General features: G+C 43.4%; 13 protein-coding genes and 1 pseudogene. 1 reads left to right on the top strand and 13 read right to left on the bottom strand.

Annotated features, from left to right (window positions below):
* Positions 1–9: 9 nt before the first annotated feature.
* From BM056_RS21645 to BM056_RS21585, 13 genes and pseudogenes are all read right to left on the bottom strand, one after another.
* Entirely contained in the window at positions 10–1,152 is a 1,143-nt protein-coding gene (locus BM056_RS21645) for an acyl-CoA dehydrogenase family protein (RefSeq protein ID WP_092474416.1), read from the bottom strand.
* Positions 1,153–1,212: 60 nt separating this feature from the next.
* Positions 1,213–1,980 carry an SDR family NAD(P)-dependent oxidoreductase gene (locus tag BM056_RS21640; RefSeq protein ID WP_092474414.1) on the bottom strand — a complete coding sequence of 256 codons (768 nt, stop codon included), beginning with the start codon at positions 1,978–1,980 and terminating at the stop codon, positions 1,213–1,215.
* A 19-nt stretch (positions 1,981–1,999) separates the two neighbouring features.
* Positions 2,000–2,770 (bottom strand): enoyl-CoA hydratase/isomerase family protein, encoded by a 771-nt coding sequence (locus BM056_RS21635; protein WP_092474411.1) that lies wholly within the window; start codon positions 2,768–2,770, stop codon positions 2,000–2,002.
* Between the two features lie 16 nt (positions 2,771–2,786).
* Entirely contained in the window at positions 2,787–4,484 is a 1,698-nt protein-coding gene (locus BM056_RS21630) for an FAD-binding protein (RefSeq protein ID WP_092474409.1), read from the bottom strand.
* A 21-nt stretch (positions 4,485–4,505) separates the two neighbouring features.
* Positions 4,506–5,816 (bottom strand): TRAP transporter large permease, encoded by a 1,311-nt coding sequence (locus BM056_RS21625; protein WP_238456598.1) that lies wholly within the window; start codon positions 5,814–5,816, stop codon positions 4,506–4,508.
* Positions 5,817–5,863: 47 nt separating this feature from the next.
* A complete protein-coding gene (locus BM056_RS21620; protein WP_092474405.1) occupies positions 5,864–6,334 on the bottom strand; it encodes a TRAP transporter small permease in 471 nt (156 codons plus the stop codon).
* A 130-nt stretch (positions 6,335–6,464) separates the two neighbouring features.
* Complete coding sequence (locus BM056_RS21615) at positions 6,465–7,496, bottom strand: TRAP transporter substrate-binding protein (protein ID WP_092474403.1); 1,032 nt, start codon at positions 7,494–7,496, stop codon at positions 6,465–6,467.
* 250 nt (positions 7,497–7,746) lie between these two features.
* Entirely contained in the window at positions 7,747–8,691 is a 945-nt protein-coding gene (locus BM056_RS21610) for a phosphoglycerate dehydrogenase (protein ID WP_092474401.1), read from the bottom strand.
* Between the two features lie 457 nt (positions 8,692–9,148).
* A complete protein-coding gene (locus BM056_RS21605) occupies positions 9,149–10,006 on the bottom strand; it encodes a class I SAM-dependent methyltransferase (protein ID WP_092474399.1) in 858 nt (285 codons plus the stop codon).
* Positions 10,007–10,736: 730 nt separating this feature from the next.
* A complete protein-coding gene (locus BM056_RS21600; RefSeq protein WP_092474396.1) occupies positions 10,737–10,994 on the bottom strand; it encodes an AbrB/MazE/SpoVT family DNA-binding domain-containing protein in 258 nt (85 codons plus the stop codon).
* Between the two features lie 136 nt (positions 10,995–11,130).
* Entirely contained in the window at positions 11,131–11,292 is a 162-nt protein-coding gene (locus BM056_RS27380) for a prepilin peptidase (protein ID WP_092474394.1), read from the bottom strand.
* Positions 11,252–11,449, bottom strand: a pseudogene (locus BM056_RS27710) (prepilin peptidase); the annotation flags it as partial. The gene BM056_RS27380 and the pseudogene BM056_RS27710, both read right to left, overlap by 41 nt.
* A 199-nt stretch (positions 11,450–11,648) precedes the next feature.
* Positions 11,649–11,939 (bottom strand): hypothetical protein, encoded by a 291-nt coding sequence (locus BM056_RS21585; RefSeq protein WP_092474390.1) that lies wholly within the window; start codon positions 11,937–11,939, stop codon positions 11,649–11,651.
* A 333-nt stretch (positions 11,940–12,272) separates the two neighbouring features.
* On the opposite strand from BM056_RS21585, the gene BM056_RS21580 reads away from it, so the two are divergent.
* Complete coding sequence (locus BM056_RS21580; RefSeq protein WP_092474388.1) at positions 12,273–16,049, top strand: choice-of-anchor Q domain-containing protein; 3,777 nt, start codon at positions 12,273–12,275, stop codon at positions 16,047–16,049.
* Positions 16,050–16,735 lie beyond the last annotated feature (686 nt).

Here is a 16,735-nt window from a genome sequence, read left to right as displayed (position 1 = left end):
ACCCCCCAGTTAGTCCTTAAGCAGTTGTCTGGCGATAACTACTCTTTGAATTTCATTTGTGCCTTCGTAAATTTGAGTAATTTTGGCATCCCGGTAAAGCCGCTCAACGACATACTCTTTGATGTAACCGTAGCCACCGTGGATTTGCACCGCTTCATTGGTTACCTTATTAGCTACATCAGAAGCAAACAGCTTGGCCATCGCCGCTTCTTTGGTATAGTTCTGGCCCTGATCCTTTAAATAAGCGGCATGATAAATCAGTAACCTGGCCGCTTGAATTTGAGTGGCCATGTCGGCAAGTTTCCATTGAATAGCCTGAAACTTGGCAATAGGCCGGCCAAATTGCACCCTTTCTTTAGAGTACTTAACCGACTCTTCCAGGGCCGCCTGAGCAATGCCCAGCGCCAGAGCAGCTATTTCTATTCTGCCGCTGTCCAAAACGCTCATAGCCATTTTGAAACCTTCCCCCACATTACCCAGTATATTTTCTTGCGGTACTTTAACATCTTCAAAGAATAACTGCCCAACTTTAAGCGACCGCTGCCCCATTAGATCCTCGGCTTTCCCTCTGGAAAAACCAGGTGTACCGTTCTCCACAATAAAAGCCGTAACGCCGCCCCGGCTTCCTTTTTCTTTGTCGGTAACGGCATATACAATAGCCATATCGGCAATCGGAGCATTATTAATAAACATTTTTGAGCCGTTGATAACCCAATGATCATCCTCTTGAACCGCTGTGGTGCGCATACCGGCCACATCGCTGCCGGCGTTGGGCTCGGTTACCGCAAAGCAGCCAAATATTTCACCCTTAATTAGAGGCTGAATAAACTTATCTTTTTGCTTCTGAGAACCGTATTTATATAACAATGACGCCAGCATATCCACCAGCATGCAGCTATCGGCGAGAGAAGCGCTGGCCTTGGCTAGTTCTTCGATTGCCAGAACATAACTAACCATATCAGCCTCTACATCGCCGATTTCCTCAGGCAGGGTCATTCCCAAAATTCCCAACTCAGCAGCCTTACGGTAGTTTTCCAGGGGAAAGTCACCGGACTTATCCAGTTCCTGGGTCAAAGGCGCCACTTCGTTACGTGCGAAATCGCGCACCATATCCCTGATCATTAATTGGGTTTCGCTCAAAGTGAATTCCATTTTTATTACTCTCCTTGTTTTTAAAGATTCCCGGCGCGCTCTTAATCCGGTGCACGCAAATCAATCCATTAAAACGCCGCCGTTTACTTCGATTGTCTCACCGGTAATATAACTGCCGTATTCGGTCGACAGCAGCACGGCGGCGCCGGCCACTTCTTCTGGTGAACCTTCTCTTTTCAAAGGTATGTTTTGACAGGTTTTAGCTCTGTTTTCAGGCGTATTGTATTGATCATGGAAACGGGTAGTGATCAACCCGGGCGCCAGACAGTTCACCAGGACGTTATAAGGAGCCAGCTCTTTGGCCAGTCCTTTGGTAAAAGCTTGCACCGCCGCTTTGGAGGTCGCATACGGGATCGCGCCCGGTCCACCACCGTCATGCGCGGCCAGAGATGACAAATTGATAATTCTGCCGCTGTTCTGCTTCTTCATGTAGGGTATTACATGTTTGGTAACTAAAAAGGCCGTGGTCAAGTTAACATCCATTACTTTATTCCAAAGACTTAAATCCATTTCGTCTATCTTGCAGCGCTGCACCAAAGTTCCCGCGTTGTTTACCAGTATATTGATTTCTCCGTTGCCAAATTTGGCCGCTTCCTCAACCAATCTTTTAGCCTGTTCCTCTTGGGTTACATCTGCCTGCACTGAAATAGCCTGCGATCCCAATTTGTGAATTTCATTGACTACTTCTTCCGCGGTTTCCCGGCTGGCATTATAATTTACTACGATATCGGCGCCCAATTTAGCAAACTCAATTGCCACCGCTCTCCCAATGCCGGTTCCCGCGCCGGTAATTAAAACTTTTTTCCCCTTAAGATCAAACTTGTGCATGATCAAGCCCCTTTACCAGTTATTTTCCGTTAAAGTCTGCTAACCGCTTTTCTAAAAAAGCATTAACACCTTCCTTCTTATCTTCTGTGCCAAATATAAATGACTGGGCAAGATTTTCAATAAATAAACCTGTGTTCAAACTAATATCTTCACTTAAATTAATTGCCATTTTAGCCAGCCTTAACGCCAAAGGCCCCCTTTGCATAATTTGACCGGCATATTGTTCAACTTGCTGGTCCAGCTCGCTTTTCTCTACAACCGCCGATACCAAACCCAAATTAAGCGCTTGTTCGGCATTGATAAATTCACCCAGGAATACCAGCTCTTTAACTTTGGCTTCACCCAGTATTCTGACCAGTCTTTGCGTACCACCGGCACCTGGTATAACCCCCAATTTACATTCCGGTAAGCCAAACCTGGCATTGGGAGCGCATATCCTGATATCGCAAGATATGGCCAGTTCCAAGCCGCCCCCCAGGGCATATCCGTTAATCGCCGCAATGGTCGGCTTGGGGAAATTATAGATCTGCTGATATAGTTCTTGCATTTTTGGAAACAGGGCATCATACGGTGTCATCTTCTTTAAACTTTCGATATCGGCTCCGGAGGCAAAAGCCTTACCTTCACCCTTAAAGACAATAACTTTAACACCCGGTTCTTTTTCCAATGTTTTTAAGACTTGTGCAATTTCCTCCATCATCTCGTCATTAAAGGCATTATATATTTCCGGACGGTTCAGGATTATCCAGGCCAAGCCGTTATCTTCTTTGGTTTGAATATATTTATACATAGCGCTACACCCCAATTTAATAGCTTCCAAAGGTAATATGCATTGTATCGTTATTTTCAGTAATAAAAATGGGCTTGCCATAGTTGGCATCGATGTCGGGGTAATCTTCTCTGTAATGACTACCCCTGCTTTCTTTTCTTAATAAAGCGGCAGAGCACATCATGCGGGCCGTATCAACCATATTCTTGATTTCGAGGCGCAAACCCAACTCCGCCGGAGAAGCCACTTGCGCATCCTCTAAATTGTTTTCAATTTGTTTTAAACCGCTCAGGCATTGATTTAAAGTGTATTCATTTTTGACAACTAAATAATTGCTCCACATCAGCGTTTGCAGCTGTTTTTTCAATGCAGGCAGAGAAAAATCGCCCTGATCATTGAAAAAAGATTTAAGTTCTTTTTCTTCACCCGCCAGCAAGTTATCATTGATATCCACCGGTTGATTGTCCCGGACAAAGCCTGCCGCCGCCTTACCGCTTCTTGCTCCAAAAACCTGACAGGTCAAAAGCATATTGCCGCCCAAGCGGTCCGCACCGTGTGGTCCCCCGGCAACTTCCCCGGCCGCAAACAAGCCTTCAACAGTGGACATACCATTTACATCAATAACCAGGCCGCCGTTTATGGCATGACCAAAAGTGGACACCTCGATCCTATCCCGGGCCAGGTTGACACCTTTGCTAATAAGATAATCTCTTGTCATCGGCCACATTTTTTTAATCACCAGGTGATCCGGTAGCACGGCCGAATCAAGTTCCAGCAAAGGCGCAAAATCAATGACAATGCTGTCATTTGGCGTACCTCCGCCTGACTGGATCTCTCTGTGAATAGCAATCTCAATGTATTTGGAAGCATCCCTGCCGGAAAAAGGATAATGGCCCGACTTGGCGTCCATAATTTCTTGAACGGTTATACTTTGCGGCAGATATTTTTCTATAAAACTGCTGCCGCTGTTATTTTTTACTATGGGATAGCCCGACCAGATCCAGTTGTTGAAATTACTGCGCACAGGTGTGGTGAACCCCAGACCTGCCTGCATATATTCCATATTTACCAACCTGGCGCCGGTTCGGTAAGCTAAAGCATAACCATCACCGGTTATATCTACCGGATTGTGGTTCCAGCGGAATAACTGTCCGGCTCCCCCCGTGCCCAAAAAGATAGCCTTACATTCCACTGCAAAAATTTGTCCGCTTTCCAGGTTCAAACAGACCGCGCCGGCAATTCGATTATGCTTAACCAATAATTTGGCAACCATGACCCTATTTAAAACCGGTATCTGCTGCCGGCGGATTATTTTTTTCAAAGCATCAATTATTGGTTCGCCGTGACCTTTAATAATGTGCATTCTTGGCCTGACAGCAAAACAGCCAACCACTTCCAGGTATTTACCACCGTCACGCTCAAACGGTACACCTAGTTCTTCTAAAAATTTTATAGATGGCGCCGCTTCATTAACTAAAGCTTCAACCAGCCTGGGATCAGCCATGCCCAGAGCAGCACGAATAATATCGTTATAGAACTCCTCAATATTATCCAGCGGGTCAACTTGCCCGTCAGCCGCATTATAACCTGCGGTTTCGGCAACTTTATAGGCCGTAGAACCGATCCCTTTTTGTGCCACCAAAACATTACTACCCGACTTTTTGGCCTCCAGCGCAGCTCTGAGGGCTGCCCCTCCCCCGCCGATAACAAGCAGGTCGGTTTTTATTTTATCCATGACAGCTACCTCCTCGCTTCTCTAAAACCACCCCGGTTTAATCATCTTGGGAACAGCAAATATCAAATGTGGAAAGTACGCAATAAGCAGCAGCACCAGCAGAATTACTCCCAAATATGGCAAAACAGCGACAAAAGACCGCACAACCGGCACCTCTGCAATGGAAGAAGCCAGCAGCAGGCATAACCCGTAAGGAGGTGTGATCAAACCCATGGCCAGGCAAACAACGATGACCAGTCCCAGGTGGATTTCACTAATACCCAACTGTTTGGCCGCAGGCAATACAACCGGTACGAATAAAATCATTGCGGGTATGGCATCCATAAAAGTACCCAGGAATAAAAACAATGCTATTACCGCCAGCATAAAGACAGGCGTGTACGGAAGATTATTGGCAAAAAACTGGGCTACGTTTTGTGATACATTATAATAGCTTAAAAGCTCACCCAAAGCGCTGGCAGTAGCCAATGCAAACAGAGAAATAGAGCTTAATTTTAACGTATCAATTAGGATATCCGGAATTTCACCCCATTTAAGGGTTCGGTACACAAACTTACTCAATATAAAAGCATAGATACACGCTAAAACAGCGGCTTCCGTAGGAGTAACTATGCCGCCGACAATCCCGCCGATGATAATAGCCGGCGTCAGTATCGGCGGAATTGTGGTAATAAATTTTTTGATAAAATCAACAAACGTAACTCTTTCATGCTTGTGATAATTATGTTTTAAAGAAAAAATATATATTAAAACCATCATCCCCAGGCCGATTAAAATACCGGGAACAAAACCGGCCAAAAAGAGCGCGCCGACAGAAGCGCCCGCCAAACTCCCATAAATAACCATCGGGATACTGGGAGGAATAATGATACCAATGGTAGAGGAAGCAGCGGTTACCGCCAGAGCGGTTTCCTTACCATAACTTTCCTTGACCATGCTTGGTATTAAAACTTTACCCACGCCGGCCGTATCCGCCTGCGAGGAACCGGAGATACCGGCAAAAAACATTGACACCACGACATTGGCGTGGGCCAAGCCGCCGCGGATATGCCCAACCATGGCTATTGAAAAATTAATAAGTTTATCGGAAATTTTACCGTGATTCATCAAATTTGCCGCTAAAATAAATAGCGGAACAGCTAGCAGTATAAATGAATCTAAACCGCTGAACATTTTTTGAACAACAGTAATTTCTGGAACATCCGGCAGCATAACGATACCGAAATAAGCCACAATGCCTATGACAAATGATATGGGAACTCCAATTATCAATAGTAGCAGAAAGATTATTATCGACATGATTCCTACCATACCTTCACCTCTAATTGCCATTAACTTATACGCTAATCCCATTCACCTCTAATTGCTTTCATTATGCGCTAGTTCGTGCCCTTAATCTCATCAACGAAATTATCTATGGAATACAAAAAAATGGTTAAGCCCGAAATAGGCAGCGGCATCCAAACATATCTTTGGCTTAAAATAGGCAGCGAGTTCACGCTCCAATTCCAAAACTGCATGGTTAATTGATAACCATAGTAGGCCATCAAAAGACCAAACAAGCCAACTAAGGTATGAATAAATAATTTATTTGCCATTGCCCATTTACCAGTCAATTTATCGTTCAAAATCCCCATGCTAAAATGTGCTTTATACCTTACCATTACCGCAGCGCCGAGCATCATTGACCAAATGAATGAATATGTGGCGGCGTCTTCAGTCCACAAAGCGGTAAAACCTGGGACATACCGGGTCATAACCTGCAAAATAACGCTAATTATAAACATAAATAAAAACAATGCTGCAATTCTTAGCTGTATATATTCAAGCAAATTCAGTGCTTTTTTCATTGCTACCCTCCGTTCAACTAAGACTAGAGAATAAAAACAACCAAAGGTGGGTAACTTAACTTAGTTGCTAAACAGTTTGGTCTTCTTACGAAGACCAAACTGAAAATATAATTGATATATTTAAGATCAATTAGTTAGTAGCATTGATCTCTTTAAGCATATCTTCCAATCCCAATTCTTTGGCCACTTTTTCGCGAACGGGTTGAGTTTTCTCGATGAACGGAGTTTTATCAACTTCATTCACAATAGCACCCTCAGCTTTTAATTGTTCTAAAGCCTTATCGGTCAGTTGGTTATCAGCTTCTCGCTCGGCTACAGTAGCGGCTTTTGCTGCTTTGTCAACCACAGCCTGTTGATCGGGAGTTAAGCTTTGATATTTTTCATCGCTGATCAGTAATAACCTGGTGGCAATATCATGGTCAGTTAAAGAAATATACGGGGCGACTTCATGGAATTTCATTTGCAAAATATTTGCAAAATCGTTTTCAGCAGAGTCAACTACCTTATTTTGCAGCGCCTGGTACAATTCATTAAATGCTACACTTGCAGGTTGGGCACCGAATGTTGTCCATATTTCATTAATAGCCGGGCTGTTTTGAACCCGAAGTTTAACTCCTTTTAAATCATCCGGCTTGGTGATTGGTTTAGTACCAAAGTAATCACGAATACCGCATTTCCACCAGCCCAAAACTTTAAAATCAGTTTGATCTTCAACCAGCTTGGCCATTTTTTGACCAACATCGCCGTCCATTACCTTTGTCCACTGGTCATAGTTTTTATACAGGTATGGTAAGGAGAATAAGTCAATCTGTTTAACACTTTGGGTCATGAAACCGGGGGATGCAACGATCATATCTACGGTTCCGGTAGCCATCTTCTGTACCAATTCATCCTCGTTGCCACCTAACTGGCCGTTAGGATAAATATCCACAGTTATTGTGCCTTTACTTTCTTTTTCTACAACTTCTTTAAACTTTAACATCCCTACCTGGTATGAACCGTCTTCCGGAGTTACGTGAGCAGCGATTAATTTAGCCTGTGGTGCAACATCATTACCTTTTGCGGCCTGGTCACTTCCGGACTTTCCGCCACCGGAACAGCCAACTACGAGCAAACTTAAGCCCATCACCAAGGCAAGCAATAATATACTGATTTTCTTCACTTATCAAACCACACCTTTCTCCTCAATTTTAAGTCGTTAAAATCCTAAAGTCAACCTTGCATACAACTTCTTTCCTACCATCAAAGATAACTATTCACCTCCCTCTTGGCATGATATATTAAATTTTTAAACTATTACAATATTACCAATACCTCGCCAATAAATTAACCTTTAATCCAACACCTTCCACAACATGTTACCACCACTTATGTTGATGAATATGAAAAACAAATATCTATTCTTTATACTTTTATGTTAAAAACGTACCCGCTTGAAAGTAATCTACAATATTCCGGGCAGCCATTACATCCATTTTGATAAATGTTTCCCGTGTAAATGTTGCGATATGGGGAGTTAATATAACATTATCAACATCCATTAAAGGTGAAGCATCTGTTGGTTCTTGGTCAAATACATCAATGGCGGCGCCAGCTATTATTCCTTGCTTTAGCGCTTCTGCCAAATCTTCTTCGTTAACTATTGAACCGCGGGCCGCATTAATTAAAAAAGCAGTCCTTTTCATTTTCTTTAATGTAGTCTCTGAAAATAAATTTTTTGTTTGTTCATTAAGCGGCACGTGAATAGTGATAAAATCTGCTTCAGATAATAATTGATCAAAATCCACATAAGACACGCCCAGTTCTCTTTCTTTTTCCTCTGAACGAAACACATCATAATATTTAATTTCCATCTCAAACGCTTTAGCTCTTTTAATGACTTCCCTGGCAATATTACCTAGACCGACAATTCCAAGCACTTTTCTTGCCAGATTGGAACCTAATTCTCTTTGCCACTGGCGCTTTTTCATCCAACTGTCATGCTCGCCAATTTTTCTGGCAAAAGTTAACATATACAACAGCACCAGTTCAGCAACGGGTTTTTCTACAACTCCCGGAGTTCGAGCTATGACAATGCCTTTTTCCCTGGCTGTTTTTGTATCAACAGAGTCAACCCCAACCCCCCGGCGGGAAATTATTTTTAGATTTGGAGCATTAAGAATTACTTTTGAAGTAATGGGTTCTAAATCACAAATAATCCCGTCCGCTTCTTTAATAATAGGGATTATATCTTCTTCTTTTAGCAATCTACCATACGGGTTATCAATTACTTCAAAGCCATTATCCTGTAACAATTTCTTACCGGCATCAGAAAACCGTTGAAAATATTCGGATGTAATTAAGATTTTATGCGGCATCTACTACTCCACCTTTACAACTGAATTACTTTAAGTGTATTAAATTTAATCCGGATCGTTTGCACTCAGCCACACATTCCATAATATGAAATCTTATTTCATATTATTTAAAGATTCTGCATTAACTTTTTATTTCCTTCATGGAATTTAAAAAAAATTAAAAAAAAGGATAACCGTGTAAAAAGGAGGAAACCTGCCCAAGGAATCATTGAAAGAAAAAAAGCATACAATGATGCTTTATATAGAGGGAAACCAAAACCATAATTTTTTTGTACTGCTGCGGAAATATATTCATATCTGTCGGAACCTTCGCCACGCGCAATAACAGGTGCCGGCAGATCGTTTTAAACACCAGACACAGATCCGGTCGTCACAAAATACGCTATTCTTCCCTGAAAATTATTAAAAAAGCCGTTATAGCGATAATAGCTACAACGGCCATTTTTGCACATTCCGATTATGCTTTTCTTGCAAAAATTCCGTATGTTTCAGAACCCTCGCTTAGAGCCTCGCCTTTTAAATCCGTATAAACCTTTTCAACCTTAAAATTATTGTCGTTAAGTAATTTTGTGATTTCCTCTAACCCAAATAGCCTGTGATAGAATCTTATAACCCTTGTAGCACCGTCTTCATCTATAATGGTGTATTGTATTCCTTCGGTTCTGGGCTCCCCATACATGAATGTGTTAATAATTTCGATATATGAATCAGGGCTCCAGAAGCCTCCTTCACATACTGAAATACTGGTTGTTACTGAAGTTTCCCTGTTTTCAGAAACTACATCAAAAATAAAAATTCCATTATCTTTGAGTGCCTCGTAAATTTTTGAAAGTAGTCTTTTCTGTTCATTAGTGTTCAGAGCACAAAAATCATAAAATATTAGTGTTGCAATATCATAGGATTCTTTAAAATTGATATCAAGATAATTCATTTTAGAAAATATTATATTTTTATACCATGGTTTAATATTCTCATTCGCATAATTTATCGACCTGTCAGAAAGGTCTATGCCTGTAACCTTTGCTCCTGTTTTTGCAAATTCCTTAACATATAGACCAGGACCGCATCCCAGGTCAAGCACTGTTTTATCTACATCCATATTGCTCCATTTAATTATAAAGCTGGTTTCAGCTTTAATCGTTTCTCTAGTTTTACTAGCAGCCTCCACTTCAGGATTTAAATGGAACTTTAGCATTTGCCCAGATATATATTCGTCATCCCAAAATTTATCTGTGCTTTTCTTGAAAATCTCCGGTTTGGCAATGGAATTCTTTAGTGCTTGCAAATCAATTTTATTGCCATTAATAATTCTCATAATATATATTCTCCTTGAAAAAAATCAGTATCTTTAAGGTAAAGTTAGTTCGTACAGAATAAGCCATGCTTATACCGCCAGTATTCTCAAAAGTTTAAACTCAAAGAAATGGAAAACTTTTGAGAACATAAAACGCCTCAGAATTCTGAGGCGTCAAAAACAAAAAGACTCAGAATACTTAAAACAACACATCACAAATAAACCATTGGAAAATCAAATGGTAATACATATGGTTTATTTTAGTTTAAAAATGTTGTTTTAAATATCCCCTTCCAATTCATTCAATTGTTACAATGAATCGGATAAATCAGCTCCTTTAACTTTACCTTATTCGTAAAAATAACATGTCGAGTAAAAAAAGTAAAGGGGAACATATATTTGCCCTATTTGCCCAACACATCCATCACCTCAACCATTCTAATGCATTGCTGCTACATATAATTAACATACTTTCATCAAGTTGTTAAGCCGTTTACCCTTTACCTCCTGGTGATGCGACTTTTTTAATGGTCTTCCATCTTTGAAGTTTACTTATTGCAACATATGAATGTAGCTTACAATACCATTGACATCACCCCCAAAAAAAAGAAAAACTCCGTATATTTACGGAGATGTAGTGTCTAACTATCTGCATTTTGATGATTAACATTAAATGCCAAAAAAGGTTCACGGACACTATATTTAAAATGAACGCATCCGAATATATGACCAAAAATAAATTGATCTTATATTAAATGGCTTTAGCGTTTTCGAACATGGCTTTGGTACAAGCCCGACAAACCAGTTTACCCCGATAATACTGCACGTCATCAGCGTTACCGCAAAACACGCAGGCAGGCTCATATTTTTTGAGAATAATCTTTTCGTTGTCGACGTAAATTTCCAAGGCATCTTTTTCATCAATGCCCATGGTGCGGCGCAATTCGATGGGAATAACCACCCGGCCAAGCTCGTCCACTTTCCTAACAATACCTGTTGACTTTAACATGCTTTTCCTCCCCCGTGTAAAAATACATAATTCGACTAAATAATTATTATTAAGTAAACACTACCAATGATGGCAGTAAAAGTCAACATTTTTCTTGTAAACCTAAATAATTTTGACTCAGGCACCAATAAAAAGACTACCTTTGTAGATCATAAATACTATGCCTGCACCGGAACTGAAAAGTATGCTCCAGCCCCAGCATGCCGATTGTAAACCACGGGCCGGCCAACGCCCCTACAGCAGCGGCCAGCTTTACGTCACCTCCACCTATCGCACCGAATAAATACAGCAAAAACATAACACACACCGAATCCTAAAACTAATCCAATGATTGAAAAAGCTATACCCTCTGGCCCTAACGTGTTAATCAGAAAACCAAGAAAAATCGCCGCGAGAACCAACCTATTTGGAATCCAGCACCAACATACATCTGTATAGACTGAACTCAATAATAACGAAACTAAAAAAACAGTTTGTTGCCCGGGATGTTAAAAATAACACCCAGGGCCAAACGGGTGATAGTGGAAAGCTCTGAAGGGCTGAAGGGCTGAATTTCAACACTGAAATAAGGATTTTATATCGTCTGCTTCGGGTGTTCTGATTGCCAGGGAAGTGGCTTTGTCGTAAGCGTCTCTGGCGGATTGCGCATCGACCTTATCCAAGGGTACGTCCGCTACCGGGCATTCTAGTGCCGCCGGTTTTAGGCGGATCCTTTTTAACGTTATTAGCGTTGGACAAAATAAGAGCTGCTGCTAGTAAGTCGAACACTGAAATTGATACTGCAATTTTTTCCCCACAGTCCTTGTCCCCCACTCTCATGAAGCTTCCAGGCACTTTCCTTATTATTATTTTAGCATAGTAATCAATTGATTTAGTGCGAATCCAGACAAGATTTTGTAAGAAATAGACACTATTTTGCCAATTTAAGACAAAAAGTATATACATGTTTTTTCATAAGCTGCTAACCTTAAATTGCTAAAAAAGAAAGATGAGAATCTAATCCATAAACGCTCTGACCTTGCCTGCGCCTATTCGGGCGGTGATCCTGCAGGCTTATGTAGGTAACTGCCCATGACATAAGGATATGAAATGGCAGTAATAGGGCTCTATGTACAGACTGGCGTCCAACATTATTAGCATGATAAAAACGAATATAGACAAAATGGGAGGTGTATGAAATAGGAGTAGTTTTCTGAATATACTGTCGAACACATACTACATATTGCCACTACTGACCATTGAATCTAAAGGTGAATATTCCTTTAAGGAGAGTTAATTATGAGAAAACAATTATTTATGATATTTGTGGTGGTATTTGCTCTTTTTGCTTGCTCTGCCAGTACTGTGGCCGCCAGCGAAGGGCGGATAATCTATGTGAATTGCAACGCCACCGGCGACAACACCGGATCCTCCTGGGGTAACGCTTTCACCACCCTGCAGGCAGCGTTGGATGTTGCGCAGACCGGTGACGAGATTTGGGTGGCTGCGGGGACATATAAGCCGACCAGCGACTATGGCTTGGGTGTTGGTGAGCGTGGCAAGCACTTCGAAATGAAGAACGAGGTGGGTATATACGGTGGCTTTGCAGGGACGGAGAGCACGAGATCCGGGCGCGACTGGACTGCGCACCCGACCATTCTAAGTGGTGATATTGGTGTAGAGGATGATGTCAGTGATAACGTTTATCACGTATTTTATCATCCTGATGGTTTAGCTCTGTACCAGACCGCCCTGCTGGATGGGTTCACTGTTACTGGAGGCAATGCTATCGGGAACAGTGACAGTTACGGCGGCGGGATGTACAACGATTCTAACAGCAGCCCAACGCTAACCAACATCACCTTCAGCGGGAACTGTGCCAATGTCGGCGGCGGGATGTACAACAAGTATTACAGCAGCCCAACACTGACCAACGTCACTTTCAACGGGAACAATGCCAATTACGGCGGCGGGATGTACAACGATTGGTGCAGCAACCCAACGCTAACCAACGTCACCTTCAGCGGGAACAATGCCAATTACGGCGACAGTGGCATCGGCGGCGGCAAAGGCGGCGGGATGTACAACAATTCTTACAGCAGCCCAAAGTTAACCAACGTCACCTTTAGCGGGAACAGTGCCACCAATGGCCACGGCGGCGGGATGTATAACGGTGACAGCAGTAGCCCAAAGCTGACCAACGTCACCTTCAGTGGGAATAATACCGGTTGGGGTAAAGGTGACGGGATGTTCAACTCTTCCAGCAGCCCAACGCTGACCAACTGCATCCTTTGGGGTAATAGCGGCGCCCAAATCTACGATGATGAAAACAGCAACCCCACTGTTACTTATAGCGACATTCAGGGCGGCTATCCCGGGAACGGCAACATCGATGCCGACCCCCTGTTTGTGGGGCCCGGCAATTTGAGGCTGCAGGCCAGCTCGCCTTGCATTAACACAGGCAGCAACAACGATGTAACTGTAAGCACCGACCTGGACGGTAACCCGCGCATCGTGTATGTTAACGTGGATATGGGGGCATATGAGTTTTCAGGGTCTTTCCCGACCAGTTCGCCCACTTGGCCGTCCGTCAGCAGCGTGACTTATAGCAACGTAACCCAGAACGGGCTGACCTTGACCTGGACTGCAGCCACGGATGACGTGGGTGTAACAAGCTATAAAATCTATAAGAACAGCAACATATTAGATACTGTTAACTTGGATACTGTTGACGGCACACCCACACCATACAATGTAACCGGCCTCACTGCAGGAACCCAGTACACCTTCAAGGTGGAAGCAGGTGATGCTGCGGGCAACTGGAGCACCACCGGTCCCAGTGTTAAAGTAACCACCCCAGCGCAAATTCCATCAGTAATCTATGTGAATTGCAACGCCACCGGCGACAACACTGGATCCTCCTGGGGTAACGCCTTCACCACCCTGCAGGCAGCGTTGGATGTTGCGCAGCCCGGTGACGAGATTTGGGTGGTTGAGGGGACATATAAACCGACCAGCGACTATGGACTGAGTATTGGTGAGCGTGGCAAGCACTTCGAAATGAAGAACGGGGTAGGTATCTACGGTGGCTTTGCCGGGACGGAGAGCACGAGATCCGGGCGCGACTGGACTGCGCACCCGACCATTATAAGCGGTGATATTGGTGTAGAGGGTGATGCCATCGACAACTGTTATCACGTATTTTATCATCCTGATGGTTTAGCTCTGTACCAAACCGCCGTGCTGGATGGGCTCACTGTTAACGGAGGCAATGCTTATGGTAGTTCTACTGGTGACGGGGCCCTTTTATCAGGCGGCGGGATGTACAACGAAAAGAACAGCCCAACGCTGACCAACGTTACCTTCAGCGGGAATAGTGCCAGTTGGTACGGCGGCGGGATGTACAATGTTAACAGCAGCAACCCAACGCTGACCAACGTTACTTTCAGCAATAACTCCGGCGGCTCCGGCGGCGGGATGTATAATGTTAACAGCAGCAACCCAACGCTGACCAACGTTACTTTCAGCAATAACTCCGGTGGCTCCGGCGGCGGGATGTACAACTCTTCCAGCAGCCCGGCGCTGACCAACGTCACCTTCAGCGGGAACAGTGCCACCAGAGGACTCGGCGGCGGGATGTACAACGAAAAGAACAGCTCAACGCTGACCAACGTTACCTTCAGTGGGAACAATGCCAGTACCGGCGGCGGGATGACCAACTATTACAGGGGCAGCCCAAAACTGACCAACGTCACCTTCAGCAACAACACCAGTAACTTCGGCGGCGGGATGTCCAACTTTAGCGGCAGCAGCCCAACGCTTACCAACGTCACCTTCAGCGGGAACAGTGCTAGTGTCAGTGGCTACGGCGGCGGGATGAACAACTCTTTCAGCAGCCCAATGCTGACCAACTGCATCTTATGGGCTAATAGCGGCGCCCAAATCAACAACCAAGCCGGCGGCCGCCCCACTATAACTTACAGCAACATCCAGGGCGGCTGGGTAGGTGAAGGCAATATTAACACTGACCCGAAGTTTATACGCAATCCGGGCAATGACGACTCCGGTGATTTAAGGTTAGAGAGAGATTCGCCTTGTATTAATGCTGGCACTAATGTCCCCTTTGAAGCTGGCGGAGTAGCCCAGGGCGTAACTACTGATTTGGATGGCAACCCGCGCATCATCGCAGACAGGGTGGACATGGGGGCCTATGAGGCAGGAATTACTGATCTTATCAGCAAATTTCAGAAATTGAGCGCTCAGCAGGTAAAAGACGCTCTGGAGATTGGCCAGAGGATCATCGAAAGCGACACAATACCGGATATCCTTAGCCCCGCTCAAAAAAGCATGCTCAACAATTTAGGTCTGACCAATGCCCAGGTGAAAAGCGCTTATAGCAGCGTAATGAGTCAACTGGACACTGAAGAAAAAATTAAAGATTTTCAAAGTGGCGATATAACGAAGTTGGCCAATTTTTTAAAAACGGTTGAAGGTAGTTTTGATCCGGACATGAGGAACACTCTTGCGGCAAAAGGCATTACTGTTTCTAAAGTCGTTACGTTTACATTGGATATTTCTAAGTTTTCCTTTGACCCCTTTGGTAATATACCTAAAGCAGATCTTGAGGCAATTCTCGAAGGTGATTTGGGAATCGCTTCTGAGACCGCGGCCAGCTACGGATTGAATTGGGCTAATATTGAAGCGTTAAGGGATTCCCTGCATCCTCCTGAGAAGAGAAAGCTTATGGATATTCTCATTACCATTGGAAACTTAAGCGATAACGCCAACCTGAGCGGATTAACTTTAAGCACAGGCACATTGGATCCAGTCTTTGCGTCAGAAACCACTGAGTATACGGTTATTGTGGGAAATGATGCTAGCGGGTTTACCGTGACCCCAACCACGGCTGACGCCAATGCTACGGTAGAGGTTGACAAAAAGGCTGTACAAAGTGGGACTGCGTCCGAGACTGTTTCTTTCAGAGGGAATTCCAGAAGGGTTAAAGTTACTGTTACGGTAACCGCTCAAAGCGGTACTGAAAAAAAATACACCCTAATAGTACTCAAGCCTAAGTAGAATCGCCCAGAAAAACCCAGACTATAGATGTAAGCGCACGTAATGGAATTTTATAGTTCGGTAAAAATGTACAAAAAAGCTTAATTACATTCCTATAAATTTCTTATGAAAAGAACCCCTCTTGAAATGAAATCAGAAGGGTTCTTCATAATTTCTTGTTTTACTAACGGGTGGCGATAGTTGAAAACAACTTGGTTGGAAATAAAGATACTACGGTAGTTGGGTTAATCAACTGTAAATATTATCCCAGTTTTAACCAGAAAATTTATACCCTAAAATATACGTTGTTTATATATAAATGCCGAGAGAGCATTGTTTTAAAAGGGCTCTCTCGGCATGAGTATAGATAAATGAGATTTAACCTTTCCATATAGCACGCATATAAAACCCCTCCCTGCCACCATTTTATTAGTTGAAGGTCGATTGGTCAGCAAGGAAGTTATGGTCTATAAGTCATATATCCCATAATCAGTGCTACAGAAAATAATAAAGACTTTTTCCCTTAAAAGTTAATTTTGCTATTGGATGCCGATAGTTTAAAATGGTTGTTAACCCTTACCACCAACGGAGTGCGATCTAGTTGTTACTATCTTGTTTTAACTTAAAACTACCGCAGCTTTGAGCGTCCGGGGCACCGTGCTTTAGACACTCATCCAAGCCCTCCAGTCCGACCCGCTTAATAATGT

It is taken from the genome of Desulfotruncus arcticus DSM 17038 (genome assembly GCF_900113335.1).
Lineage (GTDB): Bacteria > Bacillota > Desulfotomaculia > Desulfotomaculales > Desulfallaceae > Desulfotruncus > Desulfotruncus arcticus.
Note: the sequence above shows the minus strand (reverse complement) of the source record. Positions and strands in the feature narration are given on the sequence as shown.